12 protein-coding genes and 1 pseudogene are annotated in these 16,399 nt (G+C 70.9%); 5 read left to right on the top strand and 8 right to left on the bottom strand.

What is annotated here, in order from left to right:
* Window positions 1-107: 107 nt before the first annotated feature.
* From MTQ10_RS16695 to MTQ10_RS16685, 3 genes and pseudogenes are all read right to left on the bottom strand, one after another.
* Window positions 108-1,244, bottom strand: a pseudogene (locus MTQ10_RS16695) (ABC transporter permease); the annotation flags it as partial.
* A 1-nt stretch (window position 1,245) separates the two neighbouring features.
* The gene (locus MTQ10_RS16690) at window positions 1,246-2,034 is read right to left on the bottom strand and encodes an ABC transporter ATP-binding protein (protein WP_247468742.1); all 789 of its coding nucleotides are present in this window, start codon (window positions 2,032-2,034) and stop codon (window positions 1,246-1,248) included.
* A complete protein-coding gene (locus MTQ10_RS16685) occupies window positions 2,004-2,519 on the bottom strand; it encodes a PadR family transcriptional regulator (RefSeq protein ID WP_247468741.1) in 516 nt (171 codons plus the stop codon). Before MTQ10_RS16685 ends, MTQ10_RS16690 begins: the two co-directional genes overlap by 31 nt.
* A 121-nt stretch (window positions 2,520-2,640) precedes the next feature.
* Here MTQ10_RS16685 and MTQ10_RS16680 point away from each other — a divergent pair, with 121 nt between their 5' ends.
* From MTQ10_RS16680 to MTQ10_RS16660, 5 genes are all read left to right on the top strand, one after another.
* Window positions 2,641-3,909 carry an ABC transporter substrate-binding protein gene (locus MTQ10_RS16680; protein WP_247468739.1) on the top strand — a complete coding sequence of 423 codons (1,269 nt, stop codon included), beginning with the start codon at window positions 2,641-2,643 and terminating at the stop codon, window positions 3,907-3,909.
* Window positions 3,910-4,067: 158 nt separating this feature from the next.
* Window positions 4,068-5,693: a glycoside hydrolase family 13 protein gene (locus MTQ10_RS16675; RefSeq protein WP_247468737.1), complete on the top strand. Its 1,626-nt coding sequence runs from the start codon at window positions 4,068-4,070 to the stop codon at window positions 5,691-5,693.
* Window positions 5,694-5,747: 54 nt separating this feature from the next.
* Window positions 5,748-7,073 (top strand): ABC transporter substrate-binding protein, encoded by a 1,326-nt coding sequence (locus MTQ10_RS16670; protein ID WP_247468735.1) that lies wholly within the window; start codon window positions 5,748-5,750, stop codon window positions 7,071-7,073.
* A 6-nt stretch (window positions 7,074-7,079) separates the two neighbouring features.
* Window positions 7,080-8,441, top strand: a complete 1,362-nt coding sequence (locus MTQ10_RS16665; RefSeq protein ID WP_247468732.1) for an ABC transporter permease — start codon at window positions 7,080-7,082, stop codon at window positions 8,439-8,441.
* Window positions 8,442-8,449: 8 nt separating this feature from the next.
* Window positions 8,450-9,289: a carbohydrate ABC transporter permease gene (locus MTQ10_RS16660; RefSeq protein WP_247468744.1), complete on the top strand. Its 840-nt coding sequence runs from the start codon at window positions 8,450-8,452 to the stop codon at window positions 9,287-9,289.
* A gap of 85 nt (window positions 9,290-9,374) precedes the next feature.
* Here MTQ10_RS16660 and pgl read toward each other — a convergent pair whose 3' ends face one another.
* Genes pgl through tkt form a run of 5 tightly spaced genes read right to left on the bottom strand, consistent with a single transcriptional unit; the run spans window position 9,375 to window position 15,986 of the window.
* The gene (pgl, locus tag MTQ10_RS16655; RefSeq protein ID WP_247468730.1) at window positions 9,375-10,157 is read right to left on the bottom strand and encodes a 6-phosphogluconolactonase; all 783 of its coding nucleotides are present in this window, start codon (window positions 10,155-10,157) and stop codon (window positions 9,375-9,377) included.
* The gene (gene opcA / locus MTQ10_RS16650; protein ID WP_247468728.1) at window positions 10,154-11,224 is read right to left on the bottom strand and encodes a glucose-6-phosphate dehydrogenase assembly protein OpcA; all 1,071 of its coding nucleotides are present in this window, start codon (window positions 11,222-11,224) and stop codon (window positions 10,154-10,156) included. The genes pgl and opcA overlap by 4 nt, the downstream gene beginning before the upstream one ends.
* Window positions 11,221-12,744, bottom strand: a complete 1,524-nt coding sequence (gene zwf / locus MTQ10_RS16645) for a glucose-6-phosphate dehydrogenase (RefSeq protein ID WP_247468721.1) — start codon at window positions 12,742-12,744, stop codon at window positions 11,221-11,223. The genes opcA and zwf overlap by 4 nt, the downstream gene beginning before the upstream one ends.
* 1 nt (window position 12,745) lies before the next feature.
* Window positions 12,746-13,864 (bottom strand): transaldolase, encoded by a 1,119-nt coding sequence (gene tal, locus MTQ10_RS16640; protein ID WP_247468720.1) that lies wholly within the window; start codon window positions 13,862-13,864, stop codon window positions 12,746-12,748.
* A 34-nt stretch (window positions 13,865-13,898) separates the two neighbouring features.
* The gene (gene tkt / locus MTQ10_RS16635) at window positions 13,899-15,986 is read right to left on the bottom strand and encodes a transketolase (protein ID WP_247468718.1); all 2,088 of its coding nucleotides are present in this window, start codon (window positions 15,984-15,986) and stop codon (window positions 13,899-13,901) included.
* Between the last annotated feature and the right edge of the window lie 413 nt (window positions 15,987-16,399).

Here is a 16,399-nt window from a genome sequence, read left to right as displayed (position 1 = left end):
GATGCAGCCTAGTCGCGTGGGCTCGGATATGTGTAAAAGAGACAGCCACCCGAGGCCCCCGCCGCCCCGCGGCTGCCGGCCCGCCGCACGTCCGGGGCCGGGCCGGGACGGCCGAAGGGGAGGAGCGCCGGGCGGGACACCGGCACCGGTGGGACCCGGCCCGCGCGCCAGGCCGCCAGGCCCGTCGTCGTCGCGATGAACAGCACCGCCGCCACCGGCACCGCGAACAGCGCCGGCGTGTGCCCGGGCAGCCCCTGCCACACCCCGACCGCGTCCCCGAGCCGGCCCGGCACCCGACTGCCGAGAGCCTCGGTCAGTGCAGCCGCGGCCACCGCGCCGAGCAGCGCGTACGCGATGTGCTGGAGCAGGAAGACCCGTACGACCTGGCCGGGCGTGAAACCGACGGCCTTGAGGATGGAGATGTCCCGCAGATGCCCCCGGATGCGGGTCGCGATCGCCCCGTGCACGGCGAGACCCGCCGCCACCAGCGCGCCCAGCCCGAACAGACCGAGCACCTGCCCCAGCAGCCGGGTGTCGCCCTGCGCCTCGGCACGGGCCTGCTGCCAGGTGGACACCTCGCCGATCGCGCCCGCGCCGAGCACGGTGACGGCACGCTGCACGGCGTAGTCGGTGTCGCCCGGCTCGGCCAGCCGCAGCCCCACCACCTGCCCCTGCGGGTCGCGCACCGCCGACGGCAGCGCCCACACCAGGCCCGGCTGCTCACCGGGCCGGTAGTGCGGTTCGGCGCTGTCGGCGACACCGAGGACGGTCACCGACCGTCCGGTGCCCGGCAGCGCGAGCCGGTCACCGGGCCCGGCGAGCAGGGCGCGGGCCAGGCTGGACTCCAGGACGACACCGTCGGGCGCGGCCGGGTCCAGCCAGCGCCCGGCGGTCAGCAGCGGCCGGCCGACCGACGGCTCCTCGGGGGTGGCGCGCAGCTCCACGGAGGCGCGGGCGCCGCGCGAGGCGAGCGTCGCGGACTCGGTGGCGTACGGCCCGGTCATGGCTTCCACACCGCCGATCACGGACAGCCGGCCGGCGTCGGCGGAGGCGGAGGTGTGCAGCCACACATGGGCGCCGCGCGCCTGCGTGAACACCCGCTGCCACGGGTTGGTGGCGTATCCGAACAGGGCCGTGGCCAGCAGCAGCGACACCACGATCCCGGCGGTGGCGAGGACCAGGAACAGCGCCTCGCCGCGGTGCGTCCGCAGATCGGAGTGGGCCCAGCGCAGGGTGGCTCGCATCTCAGTCCCGCAGTTCCAGCACCCCGGAGATGCCCTTGCCGCGGGCCGGGGCGCCCTCCAGGGTCGCGTCGTCGGCTATCCGCCCGTCGAAGAAGCTGATCACCCGGTCCGCGGCGCTCGCCAGCCGGGCGTCATGGGTGACCATCACGATGGTCTGGCCGCGCTGGTGGAAGCGGGACAGCAGCCGCATCACCTCACGGGTGCCCTTGCTGTCCAGGCTGCCCGCGGGCTCGTCGGCCAGCAGCAGCGGCGGATGGTTGACCAGGGCGCGGGCGAGGGCCACACGCTGCTGCTCGCCGCCGGACAGCTCGCCCGGCAGGCTGCGCTCCTTGCCGGTCAGGCCCAGCTCGCCGAGGAGCGCCTCCCGTTCGGCGCGGGCCCGCTTCGGCGACAGGCCGGCGAGCAGCGCGGGCAGCTCCACGTTGTCGGCGACGGACAGGTTCGACACGAGGTTGAAGAACTGGAAGACGATCCCGATCCGCTTGCGGCGCTCCACCGCCCAGCGGGCCTCGCTCCACCCGTCGGCGCACACCTCGTCGAGCCAGATGCTGCCCTCGTCGGGCCGCTGCAACCCGCCCAGCAGATGCAGCAGCGTCGACTTGCCGGCGCCGGACGGGCCGGTGACCGCGACGAACTCGCCCCGCCGCACCGACAGGCCCACGCCGCGCACGGCACGCGCGGGGGCGCCCTCACCGTGGTGCGTCTTGACCAGGCCCTCGGCGCGCAGCAGGGGAGCGGAGGTGCCGCTCGGCTCGGCGCTCACTGCTGTTCCTCCAGCTCTTCCTGGCATCGCTCCAGCCAGTCGAGGTCGGCCTGGAGGTGCAGCATCGCGCCCTCTATCAGCAGATGGGCGATGCGGTTGTCCCGGTCCTCGGCCGCGGCCAGTTTCGACAGACTGCGCATGGTGTTGAGGTACTGGCGCCGCTGCCGGTTGATCAGGGCGATCTGGTCGGCGAGACCGGTCTGCGGGGCGAGCGCCAGCTTCATGAAGAACTCGTCCCGCACGCGCGGCTCGTCCTCGGTCTCCTCGAACCAGGCGTGCAGCGCCTCCCGCCCGGCGTCGGTGAGGTGGTAGACCTTTTTGTTGGGCCGGCTGGACTGCTCGACGTCCTCGCCCTCGATCAGCCCGGATTTCTCCAGGCGGCCGAGGGTGACGTAGATCTGGCCGACGTTCGGCTGAGGGTACGCCGAGCCCAGCAGTTGCTCAAGGTCCTGCTTCAGCTCGTAGCCGTGGGCCGGACCACGGGCCAGGAGTGCCAGGAGAGGCAGGCGCACGCCGTCGGTCCTCCTGTCTCATCCAATGTGCTCCAGGCCCTAGTATCGCGCATACCTAACAGGTATACATGGCCTCTGACCCCGGGCGAGGATGCCGTGGCCGGTGTACAGGGAGGAACCTATGCGGTGGATCCACGCCGCCGGTAGGGGCCTTCTCGTTCTCCTGGTCGTACTGACCGGTCATGTCGCCGCCGGGGCCCGCGCCGACGTGGAGCCCGGCTCCGCGCGGGGGCCGCTCACCCTGGCCACCGCGGGCGACCTCACCGGCTATCTGGGCCCCCTGCTGGAGGGCTGGAACCGCACGCATCCCGGGGAGCGGGTGACGCTCGTCGAGCTGCCCGACTCCGCCGACGAGACCCGCGCGCAGATGGTCACCGACCTGCGCGGCGGGCGCGGCCGGTTCGACGTGCTCAACATCGACGTCGACTGGACGCCGGAGTTCGCCGCGGCCGGCTGGATCCGTCCGCTGGAGCGCGGCCGGTTCCCGCTGGACTCCTTCCTGCCGCCGGTCGTCGGCACGGCCACCTACGACGGCAGGCTCTACGCCGTCCCCTATGTCACCAACGCGGGGCTGCTGCTGTACCGCAAGGACGTCCTGGACCGTGAGGGCCTGCCGCCCCCGCGCACCTGGGCGGAGCTGGAGCGGGACGCGCGGACGGTGGCGCCGAAGTACGGCCTCGACGGTTACGCCGGACAGTTCCTGCCGTACGAGGGGCTGACGGTGAACGCGGCCGAGGCGGTCTACTCGGCGGGCGGCACCATCCTCGGTGACGAGGGCGCCCGGGTCACCGTCGACTCCGCCGCGGCCCGCGAGGGCATCGGCTTCCTGGTGCGGGGCGTGCGCGAGGGGTGGATCCCGCGCGAGGCGCTGACGTACAAGGAGGAGGAGTCCAAGCAGGCGTTCCAGGACGGCCGGCTGCTCTTCCTGAGGAACTGGCCCTACGCCTACGCCGTGGCCTCCGCGCCCGGTTCCCCGGTCGCCGGGAAGATCGGCGTGGCCGCGCTGCCCGGGCCCGACGGTCCCGGCACGAGTGTGCTCGGCGGGTCCAACCTGGCCGTGAGCAGTCACAGCCGGCACCCGGAGTCCGCCGCCCGGCTCATCGCGTATCTGACCAGCGAACCGGTCCAGCGGCAGGTCCTCACGCGCGGCGCGCTGCCCCCGGTGCGTGCCGCGCTCTACGACGACCCGGAGCTGATCCGGCGTTTTCCCTATCTGCCGACGCTGCGCGCGAGCGTGCTGACGGCCGCGCCGCGCCCCAAGAGCCCGCGGTACGACCAGGTGAGCCTCGCGGTGCAGGCGGTCGTGCACGACGCGCTGACCGGGCACGAGACGCCCGCGACGGCGGTGCGGCGCCTGGCCGACGAGCTGGCCGCGCTCTCCCGCCGTTAGTCGGCGACAACCCCCCTCTCTAGTTACTTGTTAAGTAACGCGGACATCTCAACTGCTCGCGATGTGTCCTGATTCATACTGATTTTCCAGGTCAACCGGCCAGTAGCTTCTGTTCTTCTCATTGACACCATTCTGAAGCCGCTACCTAACATGCATGCATGTTCGTTAAGTACCGCTGGTGGCGTGACGCGGTGATCTACCAGGTCTACGTCCGCAGCTTCCTGGACAGCACCGGAGACGGCATCGGCGACCTCGCCGGCGTCCGCAACGGGCTGCCGTACCTCAAGAAGCTCGGCATCGACGGGATCTGGCTGAGCCCCTTCTACCCCTCACCGCAGCACGACCACGGCTACGACGTCGCCGACTACTGCGACGTCGACCCGGTCTTCGGCGACCTCGCCGAGTTCGACCTGCTCATGACGCAGGCCCGCCGCCTCGGCATCAAGGTCCTGCTGGACATTGTCCCCAACCACTGCTCCAGCGAGCACCCGTGGTTCCGTGAGGCCCTGGACAGCGAGCCCGGCAGCCCCGCCCGCGCCCGCTTCCACTTCGCCGACGGCCGCGGCCCCGACGGCAGCGAGCCGCCCAACAACTGGCACGCGATGTTCGGCGGACCGGCATGGACCCGGATCACCGAGGCCGACGGCCGGCCCGGCCAGTGGTACCTGCACATGTTCACCCCCGAGCAGCCCGACTGGAACTGGCGCACCCCCGAGGTCGCCGCCGAGTTCGAACGCGTCCTGCGGTTCTGGCTCGACCGGGGCGTCGACGGCTTCCGCATCGACGTCGCCGCCGGCCTGTACAAGCACCCCGAGCTGCCCGACTCCGACGACCCCGAGGCCGACGCCCGCACCCGCGACTCGGTCAACCCGCTCGCCTGGAACCAGCCCGAGGTCCACGACGTGTGGCGGCGCTGGCGCGCGATATGCGAGGAGTACGCCGAGCGCGACGGCCGCGAACGGCTCCTCGTCGGCGAGGTCTCCGTGCCCACCGCCCGCGAGCACGCCCGCTACGTCCGCCCCGACGAACTCCACCAGGCGTTCTTCTTCGACCTGCTCAGCGCCCCCTGGGACGCCGACGCCTTCCGCAAGGTCGTCACCGAGGCCATCGAGGACATCGCCGGCACCGGCTCCACCGTCACCTGGGTCCTCAACAACCACGACCAGGTCCGCACCGTCACCCGCTACGGCGAACCCGCCCCCGAGGGCAGCGGCCTCGGCCCCGCCCGCGCCCGCGCCGCCGCGCTGCTGATGCTGGCGCTGCCCGGCGCCGCGTACATCTACCAGGGCGAGGAACTGGGCCTGCCCGAGGTCGTCGACCTGCCCGACGACGTACTCACCGACCCGATCTTCCGCCGCACCGGCAGCCGCGCCCGTATCCGCGACGGCTGCCGGGTGCCGCTGCCCTGGTCGGGACAGGCCTCCCCGTTCGGCTTCACCTCCGGCGTGGAGGGCGCCAAGCCGTGGCTGCCCCAGCCCGACTACTTCGCCGAGTACGCCACCGACCGTGCCCTCGCCGACACCCGCTCCTTCTGGCACCTCTACCGCGACGGCCTCCAGCTGCGCAAACAGCTCCCGCAGCTCGGCGAGGGCACCCTGCGCTGGCTGGACACCCCGCCCGGCGTCCTCGCGTTCGTCCGCGGCGAGGGCCTCGTCTGCGCCGTCAACTTCGGCACGGCCCCCACCCCCGCGCCCGTACCGGGCACGCCCCTGCTGTCCAGCGCGCCATGCGAACCCGGCGTGCTGCCCGGCTCCACCGCCGCCTGGTGGATCGCCGACCTCTGACATCCCCCCGGATCTCCCGCTCGTCCGTACCCCCGTCCTGAAGGGACATCAACGATGATGCGACGACGCACCACCCTGCTCACCGGCTGCACCGCCCTCGTCCTCGCCCTCGGCGCCACCGCCTGCGGCGGCGACCCCGTCTCCGCCGGCGGCGGCGACAAGTCGCTCAGCGGTCAGACCGTCACCGTGGCCGGCGTCTGGTCCGGCAGCGAGCAGAAGAACTTCCAGAAGGTCCTCGACGCCTTCACCGCGAAGACCGGCGCCAAGACGCAGTTCGTCTCCACCGGCGACAACGTCTCCACCGTCGTCGGCAGCAAGATCGAAGGCGGCAACGCCCCCGACGTGGTGATGGTCCCGCAGGTCGGCGTCCTCCAGCAGTTCGCGCAGAAGGGCTGGCTGAAGCCGCTGTCCCCGACCGCCACCAAGTCCATCGACGCCGGTTTCGCGCCCGTGTGGAAGAAGTACGGCAGCGTCGACGGCACCCTGTACGGCCTCTACTTCAAGGCTGCCCACAAGTCGACCGTCTGGTACAACCCCGACGCCCTCGCCCAGGCCGGCGTCCAGCCCCCCAAGACCTACGACGACCTGCTGAAGGCCGGCCACACCGTCTCCGACTCCGGCCTCGCCGCGTTCGCCGTCGCCGGGCAGGACGGCTGGACCCTCACCGACTGGTTCGAGAACATCTACCTCTCCCAGGCCGGCCCCGAGAAGTACGACGCCCTCGCCGCGCACAAGCTGAAGTGGACCGACGCCTCCGTCGTCACCGCCCTGGACACCCTCGGCAAGCTGTTCAAGGACAAGCAGCTCATCGCCGGCGGCCAGAAGGGCGCCCTCAACACCGACTTCCCCGGCTCCGTGGAGAAGGTCTTCGGCCCCAAGGCCGAGGCCGGCATGGTCTACGAGGGCGACTTCGTCGCCGGTGTCGCCAAGGACCAGTTCGGCAGGACCATCGGCAAGGACGCCGACTTCTTCCCGTTCCCCGCGGTCGGCGGCGGCCAGGCCCCCGTCGTCAGCGGCGGCGACGCGGCCGTCGTGCTCAAGGACGGCAAGAACTCCGACGCCGGCATGAAGCTCGTCGAGTTCCTCGCCACCCCCGAGGCCGCCGCCGTGTGGGCCGAGGCCGGCGGCTTCCTCTCCCCGAACAAGCAGCTCGACCTGAAGTCCTACGGCGACGACGTCACCCGCGCCACCGCCAAGTCCCTCGTCGACGCCGGCGACTCCGTCCGCTTCGACATGTCCGACCAGGCCCCCGCCGCCTTCGGCGGCACCAAGGGCGCCGGCGAGTGGAAGATCCTCCAGGACTTCCTGCGCGACCCGTCCGACCCGAAGGCGACCGCGCAGAAGCTGGAAGACGCCGCGGCCAAGGCCTACCAGGGCTGATCCACGATGACCGCGACCGCCGTCACCAAACAGACGCGGCCGACGACGACCCCCGCGCCCGACCGGGTACGCCGTACCCGGCGGCGCGGGCGGATCATCGCCCTGCTGTTCGTCTTCCCCGCGCTGCTGCTGCTGGGCGCCCTCGTCGTCTACCCGGTGCTGTTCTCCGTCGGACGCAGCTTCTTCGACGCCTCCGGCACGAAGTTCGTCGGCGGCGAGAACTACACCGAGATGTTCCGCGACCCGGCCACCCTCAAGGCCATCCGCAACACCACCATCTGGGTCGTGGTGGCGCCCGCCCTGCTCACCGGCCTCGGACTGATCCTCGCCGTCCTGGTGGAGAAGGTCCGCTGGGCCACCGCGTTCAAGCTGCTGCTGTTCATGCCGATGGCGGTCTCCTTCCTCGCCGCCGGCATCATCTTCCGCCTCGCCTACGACGAGGACCCCGACAAGGGCGTCCTCAACGCCGCCGTCGTCAGCGTCCACGACGCCTTCGCCGGCACCTCCACCTACCCGACGGCACGCGCCCGCGAAGGACAGGGCCTCACCAAGGACGCCGACGGCGCCTGGCGCACCGCCACCGCCGTCCAGCCCGGCACCACCGTCAACCTCGGCCTCGTCGGCGTCCAGCCCGACGACCTGCCCGGCGGCGCCGAACCCGCCCAGCAGGCCGCCGCCCGCACCGCCGGCCCCGGCGAACTCACCGGCACCGTCTACCTCGACTTCACCCCCGGCGGCGGAGGCAGACAGGGACAGGTCGACGCCGAGGAGAGCGGCCTGCCCGAGATGAAGGTCGAAGCGGTCCGCAACGGAAAGACCGTCGCCTCCACGACCACCGCCGCCGACGGCTCGTACCGCTTCGACGACCTCGATCCCGGCAGCTACACCCTCAAGCTCCCCGCCTCCAACTTCGCCCCGCCCTACGAGGGCATCTCCTGGCTCGGCCCGACGCTGGTCACCCCGGCGATCATCGGCGCCTACCTGTGGATCTGGACCGGCTTCGCCATGGTGCTGATCGGCGCCGGACTGTCCACCCTGCCCCGCGACGCCCTGGAGGCCGCCCGCATGGACGGCGCCAACGAGTGGCAGATCTTCCGCCGCATCACTGTCCCGCTGCTCGCGCCCGTCCTCACCGTCGTCTTCGTCACCCTCGTCATCAACGTGATGAAGGTCTTCGACCTCGTCTACATCATCGCGCCCGGACCCGTGCAGGAGGACGCCACCGTCCTCGCCACCCAGATGTGGCTCGTGTCGTTCGGCGGCGGCAACAACCAGGGCCTCGGCAGCGCCCTCGGCGTCCTGCTGCTGCTCCTCGTCATCCCCGCGATGGTCTTCAACGTCCGCCGATTCCGAAGGAGCCAACGATGAACACGGCCCTGAACCGGGTCAGGCGCGGCCTCGGCAGCGCGGTCGTCCAGGCCTTCCTCGTGGTGATCGCCCTGGTGTGGATGACACCCCTCGCCGGACTGTTCCTGTCGTCGCTGCGGTCCGCCGAGGACACCGCCAAGGGCGGCTGGTGGACCGTGTTCAGCAGCCCCGGCCAGCTGTCCTTCGACAACTACTCGGCCCTGCTGAAGAACGCCGGCATCACCCAGGCCTTCTGGAACACCGTGATGATCTCGGTGCCGGCCACCGTCCTCGTCGTGGTGATCGCCGCCCTCGCCGGATACGCCTTCGCCTGGCTGGACTTCCCGCTGCGCGAACCGCTGTTCCTGCTGGTCGTCGCCCTGCTCGTGGTGCCCGTGCAGATCGGCCTGCTGCCCGTCGCCAAACTCTTCGGCCAACTCGGCCTGTTCGGCACCATCCCCGGCGTCGTCCTCTTCCACGTCGCCTACGGACTGCCCTTCGCCGTCTTCCTGCTGCGCAACTACTTCGCGGAGATACCGAAGGAGATGCTGGAGGCCGCCCGCATGGACGGCGGCAGCGAATGGCGGATCTTCACCCGGCTCGTGCTGCCCGTCGGCCGCCCCGCCATCGCCTCCCTGGCGATCTTCCAGTTCCTGTGGGTGTGGAACGACATGCTGGTGGCGCTGCTCTTCGCCGACAGCTCCTCCCAGCCGCTGACCGTGCAGCTCCAGTCGCAGATACGGCAGTTCGGCAGCAACGTCGACGTGCTCGCACCGGGCGCGTTCGTCTCCCTGGTCGTGCCGGTGGTGGTGTTCTTCGCCTTCCAGCGGCACTTCGTCCAGGGCGTCATGGCGGGCTCCGTCAAATAGCCGCCCCGCCCAGGGGCCCGCACATGCGCGGAACGCCGGACAGGCCCAGCCCGTCCGGCGTTCCGCATGTCCCGGCGACCGGCCGTCAGGCCGTCGCCGGCGGGTACAGCGACCTCGGCAGCTTCGACGCGGCAGCCGCGTCCAGCAGCCACAGCGTCCGCGACCGGCCGTACGCGCCCGCCGCCGGCGCCTGGATCTCACCCGCGCCCGACAGCGCGATCTTGGCGGCCTGCGCCTTGTCCTCACCGGCCGCCAGCAGCCACACCTCACGAGCCGCGCGGATCGCCGGCAACGTCAGCGAGACACGGGTCGGCGGCGGCTTCGGCGCGCCGTGCACACCGACGACCGTACGCTCCGTCTCCCGCACCGCCGGCAGCTCCGGGAACAGGGACGCCACATGCGTGTCCGGGCCCACACCCAGCATCAGCACATCGAACGACGGCACCGCGGCGTGGTTCTCCGGACCGGCCGCACGGGCCAGCTCCTGCGCGTACCCGGCCGCCGCCGCGTCCGCGTCCGCACCGTACGGACCGTCCGACGCGGGCATCGCGTGCACCCGCTCCGGGTCCAGCGGCACCCGGTCCAGCAGCGCCTCACGGGCCTGCGTGGCATTGCGGTCCGGGTCGCCCTCCGGCAGGAACCGCTCGTCGCCCCACCACAGATCCAGCCGCGACCAGTCGATCGCGTCCCGGGCGGGCGCCGCCGCCAGCGCGGCGAGCACCCCGTTGCCGTTGCGGCCGCCCGTCAGCACCACGGACGCCTGCCCCCGCGAGGACTGCGCGTCCACGATCCGCGTGATCAGCCGGGCCGCCGCGGCCTGCGCCATCAGCTCCTTGTCGCGGTGCACGACCAGCTGCGGGGTGCTCACTTCGCCGCCGCCTTTCTCCCCGGGGACTTCCGCGCCGTCTTCGACACCGCCTGCTTCGCGGGAGCCTTCACCGCGTCCTCGACGGGCGTCGGCACCGCGACCGGCTCCGCCGCCGCACGCGCCGCATCCTGCGGGGACTTCCCCGTCAGCAACCGGTCCACCCCGAACCGCAGCGCCGACGCGTAGGTGTCGTCCGGGTCCAGCCGGCGCAGCTCCTCCGCGATCAGATCGGACGTCTCACGCCGCTTCAACGCCACCGCCCGGTTCGGCTGCCCCTCGATCGACAGCGTCGCGAGGGTGCCGTCGGGCCGGTCCAGGGTGATCTCACCGCACGTGGTGTCCATCCGCACCGCGGTCAGACCCGGCCCGTCGGACAGGGAGCGCCGCACCGGCACGTCCAGCCGGTCCGCCAGCCACATCGCCAGCAGCTCACAGCTCGGGTTGAACTCCTCGCCCTCCACCTCGACGGCCTTCACCTCACAGGTGACCTGGTCGAGCGCGGCGGCCAGCATCGACCGCCACGGCGTGATACGCGTCCAGGCGAGATCCGTGTCACCGGGCGTGTAAGCCCGCGCCCGCGCCGCCAGATCACGCACCGGCTGCTCGGCCGCGTAACTGTCCGTCACCCGGCGCTGCGCCAGCGCGCCCAGCGGATCGTTCGCCGGGTCCAGCGGCGCGTTCACCGGCCACCACACCACCACCGGGGCGTCCGGCAGCAGCAGCGGCAGCACCACCGACTGGGCGTGGTCGGTCACCTCGCCGTACAGACGCAGCACCACCGTCTCGCCGGTGCCCGCGTCGGCACCGACCCGCACCTCCGCGTCCAGGCGGGACTGGGTGCGGTCGCGAGGCGAACGCGAGACACGCTTGATGACGACCAGGGTGCGCGAGGGATGCTCACGCGAGGCGTCCCCGGCGGCCTTCAGCGCGTCGTACGCGTTCTCCTCGTCGGTGACGATGACAAGGGTGAGCACCATGCCGACAGCCGGGGTGCCTATCGCCCGGCGGCCCTGCACCAGCGCCTTGTTGATCTTGCTGGCCGTGGTGTCGGTCAGGTCTGTCCTCATGGCCGGCGCCAGCTCCGTCCGTCTCGCTCGAGCATCTGATCCGCCTCGACGGGACCCCAGGTGCCCGCCTCGTAGGTCGCGGGCCGGCCGTGCGCGTCCCAGTAATCCTCGATCGGGTCGAGGATCTTCCAGGACAGCTCGACCTCCTCGGTCCGCGGGAACAGGTTCGCGTCGCCGAGCAGCACGTCGAGGATGAGGCGCTCGTACGCCTCCGGGCTGGACTCCGTGAACGACTCGCCGTAGGCGAAGTCCATCGACACGTCGCGGATCTCCATCGACGTGCCCGGCACCTTCGAACCGAACCGCACCGTCACGCCCTCGTCCGGCTGCACCCGGATCACGATGGCGTTCTGGCCCAGCTCCTCCGTCGCCGTCGTGTCGAACGGCGAGTGCGGGGCCCGCTGGAACACCACCGCGATCTCCGTGACCCGGCGGCCCAGCCGCTTGCCGGTGCGCAGATAGAACGGGACGCCCGCCCAGCGGCGGTTGTCGATGCCCAGCTTGATCGCGGCGTACGTGTCCGTCCTGGAGGCCGGGTCGATGCCCTCCTCCTCCAGATAGCCGACCGCCCTCGCGCCGCCCTGCCAGCCGGCCGTGTACTGGGCGCGCACCGTGTCACGCCCCAGGTCCTTCGGCAGCCGCACCGCGCCCAGCACCTTCGTCTTCTCCGCGGCGAGCGCGTCCGCGTCGAAGGAGGCGGGCTCCTCCATCGCGGTCAGCGCCAGCAGCTGGAGCAGATGGTTCTGGATGACGTCACGGGCGGCACCGATGCCGTCGTAGTAGCCGGCCCGGCCGCCGATGCCGATGTCCTCGGCCATCGTGATCTGCACATGGTCGACGTACGACCGGTTCCAGATCGGCTCGAACATCTGGTTGGCGAACCGCAGCGCCAGGATGTTCTGGACGGTCTCCTTGCCGAGATAGTGGTCGATCCGGAACACCTGCTCCGGCGCGAACACCTCGTGCACGATCCCGTTCAGCTCCTCGGCCGACTTCAGATCGTGGCCGAACGGCTTCTCGATGACCGCGCGCCGCCAGGAGCCGTTCCTCTGGTCCGCCAGCCCGTGCTTCTTCAGCTGCTGGATCACCACGGGGAACGATTTCGGAGGCACCGACAGGTAGAACGCGAAGTTGCCGCCCGTGCCCTGCGCCTTGTCCAGATCCTCGATCGTGGAGCGCAGCCGCTCGAACGCGTCGTCGTCGTCGAAGGTGCCCTGCACGAACCGCATGCCCTGGATGAGCTGCTGCCAGACCTCCTCACGGAAGGGGGTCCGCGAGTGTTCCTTCACCGCGTCGTGCACGACCTGAGCGAAATCCTCGTGCTCCCAGTCGCGGCGGGCGAACCCGACCAGCGAGAAGCCCGGCGGCAGCAGGCCGCGGTTGGCCAGGTCGTACACGGCCGGCATCAGCTTCTTGCGTGACAGGTCACCCGTGACGCCGAAGATGACCAGACCCGACGGCCCCGCGATACGCGGGAGCCGTCGGTCTGCGGGGTCACGCAGCGGGTTGCTGCTTGACAATTCAGTCCTCCGAGGGAGCCAGGCGCTCGAGCTCCGCCTGGGTCGACTTCAGCAGGTCGTTCCAGGACGCCTCGAACTTCTCGACGCCCTCGTCCTCCAGCAGCTGCACGACCTCGTCGTAGGAGATGCCGAGCTTCTCCAGCGCGTCGAGTTCGGCACGCGCCTGCTCGTACGTGCCCGCGACGGTGTTGCCGGCGATCTCGCCGCTCTCCTCCGTCGCCTGGAGGGTGGCCTCCGGCATGGTGTTCACGGTGTTCGGCGCGACCAGCTGGTCCACGTACATGGCCGGCTTGTACGCCTTGTCCTTCACACCGGTGGAGGCCCACAGCGGACGCTGCTTGTGCGCGCCCGCCTTCTCCAGCGCCTGCCAGCGGTCCGAGGAGAAGACCTCCTCGTACGCCTGGTAGGCCAGCCGCGCGTTGGCCAGAGCGGCCTTGCCGCGCAGCGCCTTCGCCTCGTCGGTGCCGAGCGCGTCGATCCGCTTGTCGATCTCGGTGTCCACGCGGGACACGAAGAACGACGCCACGGAACGGATCTTCGACAGGTCCAGGCCGCGCTCCTGGGCCTTCTCCAGGCCGGTCAGGTACGCGTCCATGACCTCGCGGTAGCGCTCCAGCGAGAAGATCAGCGTGACGTTCACGCTGATGCCGAGGCCGATGACCTCGGCGATCGCCGGCAGGCCCGCACGCGTCGCGGGGATCTTGATCAGGGTGTTGGGCCGGTCGACCAGCCAGGCCAGCTGCTTGGCCTCGGCGACGGTCGCACGGGTGTCGTGCGCCAGGCGCGGGTCGACCTCGATGGAGACCCGGCCGTCCTGGCCGTCGGTGGCGTCGAAGACGGGCCGCAGGATGTCGGCGGCGTCCCGGACGTCCGCCGTGGTGATCATGCGGATCGCTTCCTCGACGGTCACCTTGCGGGCGGCGAGGTCGGCGAGCTGCTGCTCGTAGCCGTCGCCCGAGGAGATCGCCTTCTGGAAGATCGTCGGGTTGGTGGTGACGCCCACGACGTGCTGCTGGTCGATCAGTTCGGCGAGGTTGCCGGACGTGATCCGCTTGCGCGACAGGTCGTCCAGCCAGATCGCGACGCCTTCGTCGGAGAGGCGCTTGAGTGCGTCTGTCATGGAAATTACATCTCCTACGTGTCGTATATGAGCGTCAGCGCTGCGCGGCTTCGAGGGATTCCCGCGCCTTCGCGGCCACGTTCTCGGCGGTGAAACCGAACTCGCGGAAGAGGGTCTTTGCGTCCGCGGAGGCACCGAAGTGCTCCAGGGAGACGGTGCGGCCCGCGTCACCGACGTACTTGTGCCAGGTCAGGGCGACACCGGCCTCGACGGCCACACGTGCCTTCACGGACGGGGGAAGGACGCTGTCCCGGTACCCCTGGTCCTGCTCCTCGAACCACTCCACGCACGGCATGGACACCACGCGCGTGGGGATGCCGGCGGCCTGGAGCTGCTCGCGTGCCTCGACGGCGATGTGCACCTCGGAGCCGGTCGCGATCAGCAGGACCTGCGGCTCGCCGCCCTCGGCCTCCGCGAGGACATAGCCGCCCTTGGCGGTGTCCTCGTTCGGCTCGTACGTCGGCACGCCCTGGCGGGTGAGCGCCAGACCGTGCGGCTGCCCCTTGCCGAACTCCTTCGTCCAGCGCTTGAGGATCTCGCGCCAGGCGATCGCGGTCTCGTTGGCGTCGGCCGGGCGCACGATGTTCAGGCCCGGGATGGCGCGCAGCGAGGCGAGGTGCTCGACCGGCTGGTGGGTGGGGCCGTCCTCGCCGAGGCCGATGGAGTCGTGCGTCCACACGTACGTCACCGGCAGGTGCATCAGCGCGGACAGCCGGACGGCGTTGCGCATGTAGTCGGAGAACACCAGGAAGGTGCCGCCGTAGATGCGGGTGTTGCCGTGCAGGGCGATGCCGTTCATCTCGGCGCCCATGGAGTGCTCACGGATGCCGAAGTGGATGGTGCGGCCGTACGGGTCCGCCTCGGGCAGCGGGTTGCCCTCGGGCAGGAACGACGACGTCTTGTCGATCGTGGTGTTGTTCGAGCCAGCGAGGTCGGCGGAGCCGCCCCACAGCTCGGGGATGACCGCGCCGAGCGCCTGTAGCACCTTGCCGGAGGCGGCACGGGTGGCGACACCCTTGCCGGGCTCGAAGACCGGGAGCTTCTCCTCCCAGCCGGTGGGCAGCTCGCCCGCGGCGACACGGTCGAACTCGGCGGCCCGCTCCGGATTGGCGTCACGCCACTGCTGGAGGGACTTCTCCCACTCGGCCCGCGCCTGCGCGCCGCGCTCGACGGCCTTGCGGGTGTGGGCGATGACCTCGTCGGAGACCTCGAAGGTCTTCTCCGGGTCGAAGCCGAGGACCCGCTTGGTGGCCGCGACCTCCTCGTCGCCGAGGGCCGAGCCGTGCGCGGCCTCGGTGTTCTGCGCGTGCGGGGCCGGCCAGGCGATGATCGACCGCATGGCGATGAACGACGGCCGGTCGGTGACGGCCTTCGCCTCCTGGATCGCCGCGTAGATCGCTGCCGGGTCCAGGTCGCCGTTCTCCTTCGGCTGCACGCGCTGCACGTGCCAGCCGTAGGCCTCGTACCGCTTGACCGTGTCCTCGGAGACGGCGGTCTCGGTGTCGCCCTCGATCGAGATGTGGTTGTCGTCCCACAGCAGGATCAGGTTGCCCAGCTTCTGATGGCCGGCGAGGGAGGACGCCTCCGCGGAGATGCCCTCCTGGAGGCAGCCGTCACCGGCGATGCAGTAGACGAAGTGGTCGAAGGGCGACTCGCCGGCCGGGGCCTCCGGGTCGAACAGGCCGCGCTCGTAGCGGGCGGCCATCGCCATGCCGACGGCGTTGGCGACACCCTGGCCGAGGGGGCCGGTGGTGGTCTCCACGCCCTTGGTGTGGCCGTACTCCGGGTGACCCGGCGTCTTCGAGCCCCAGGTGCGGAAGGCCTTCAGATCGTCCAGCTCCAGACCGAAACCGGCCAGGTAGAGCTGGGTGTAGAGGGTCAGGGACGAGTGGCCGGCGGACAGCACGAACCGGTCGCGCCCGACCCAGTCCGGATCGGCCGGGTCGTGCCGCATCACCTTCTGGAAGAGGGTGTACGCGGCCGGAGCCAGGCTCATCGCCGTGCCGGGATGGCCGTTGCCGACCTTCTGTACGGCGTCGGCGGCCAGGACGCGGGCGGTGTCCACGGCCCGCTGGTCCAGCTCGGTCCACTCGAGGTCTGTGGTGGTCGGCTTGGTGCTCACCCTGATTCAGGGCTCCTCTCCACATGTCGAATACCGGTATTCCGGGCACGCGCCCACCGGCTGCCGGTGCGTTTCTCGCCCACCGGCCGCAGTCGAGCCTACCCTCGTAAACACGTGCGTTTTGCGCCTCGAACCAGACTGCCGGGATCGTTGCCGATCCGCCTCTCGACCGGGCCGTTTCCCGGTTTGGCACATGAATACGGACGCGCTCATCTGACTGCTCAATCGAGCTTCGAATCGCACGGAGGAACATGTTCGGGAGTACCCCTCGAAGAGTTCCGGGAACGCCTCCGGAACAGCTCGGTGAACTTCACGTCATGGGTTCCCGCCGGGTTGCCGCCGGGGTTCCCGGAACACTCCGGTCAGGGTTCCGACACGGGGGGCGGTGCGGGTTCCGGCGCGGGGGATCGGTG

Source organism: Streptomyces sp. XM83C (assembly GCF_023072675.1).
GTDB lineage: Bacteria > Actinomycetota > Actinomycetes > Streptomycetales > Streptomycetaceae > Streptomyces > Streptomyces thermocoprophilus.
This window is presented reverse-complemented; position numbering and strand designations above follow the sequence as displayed.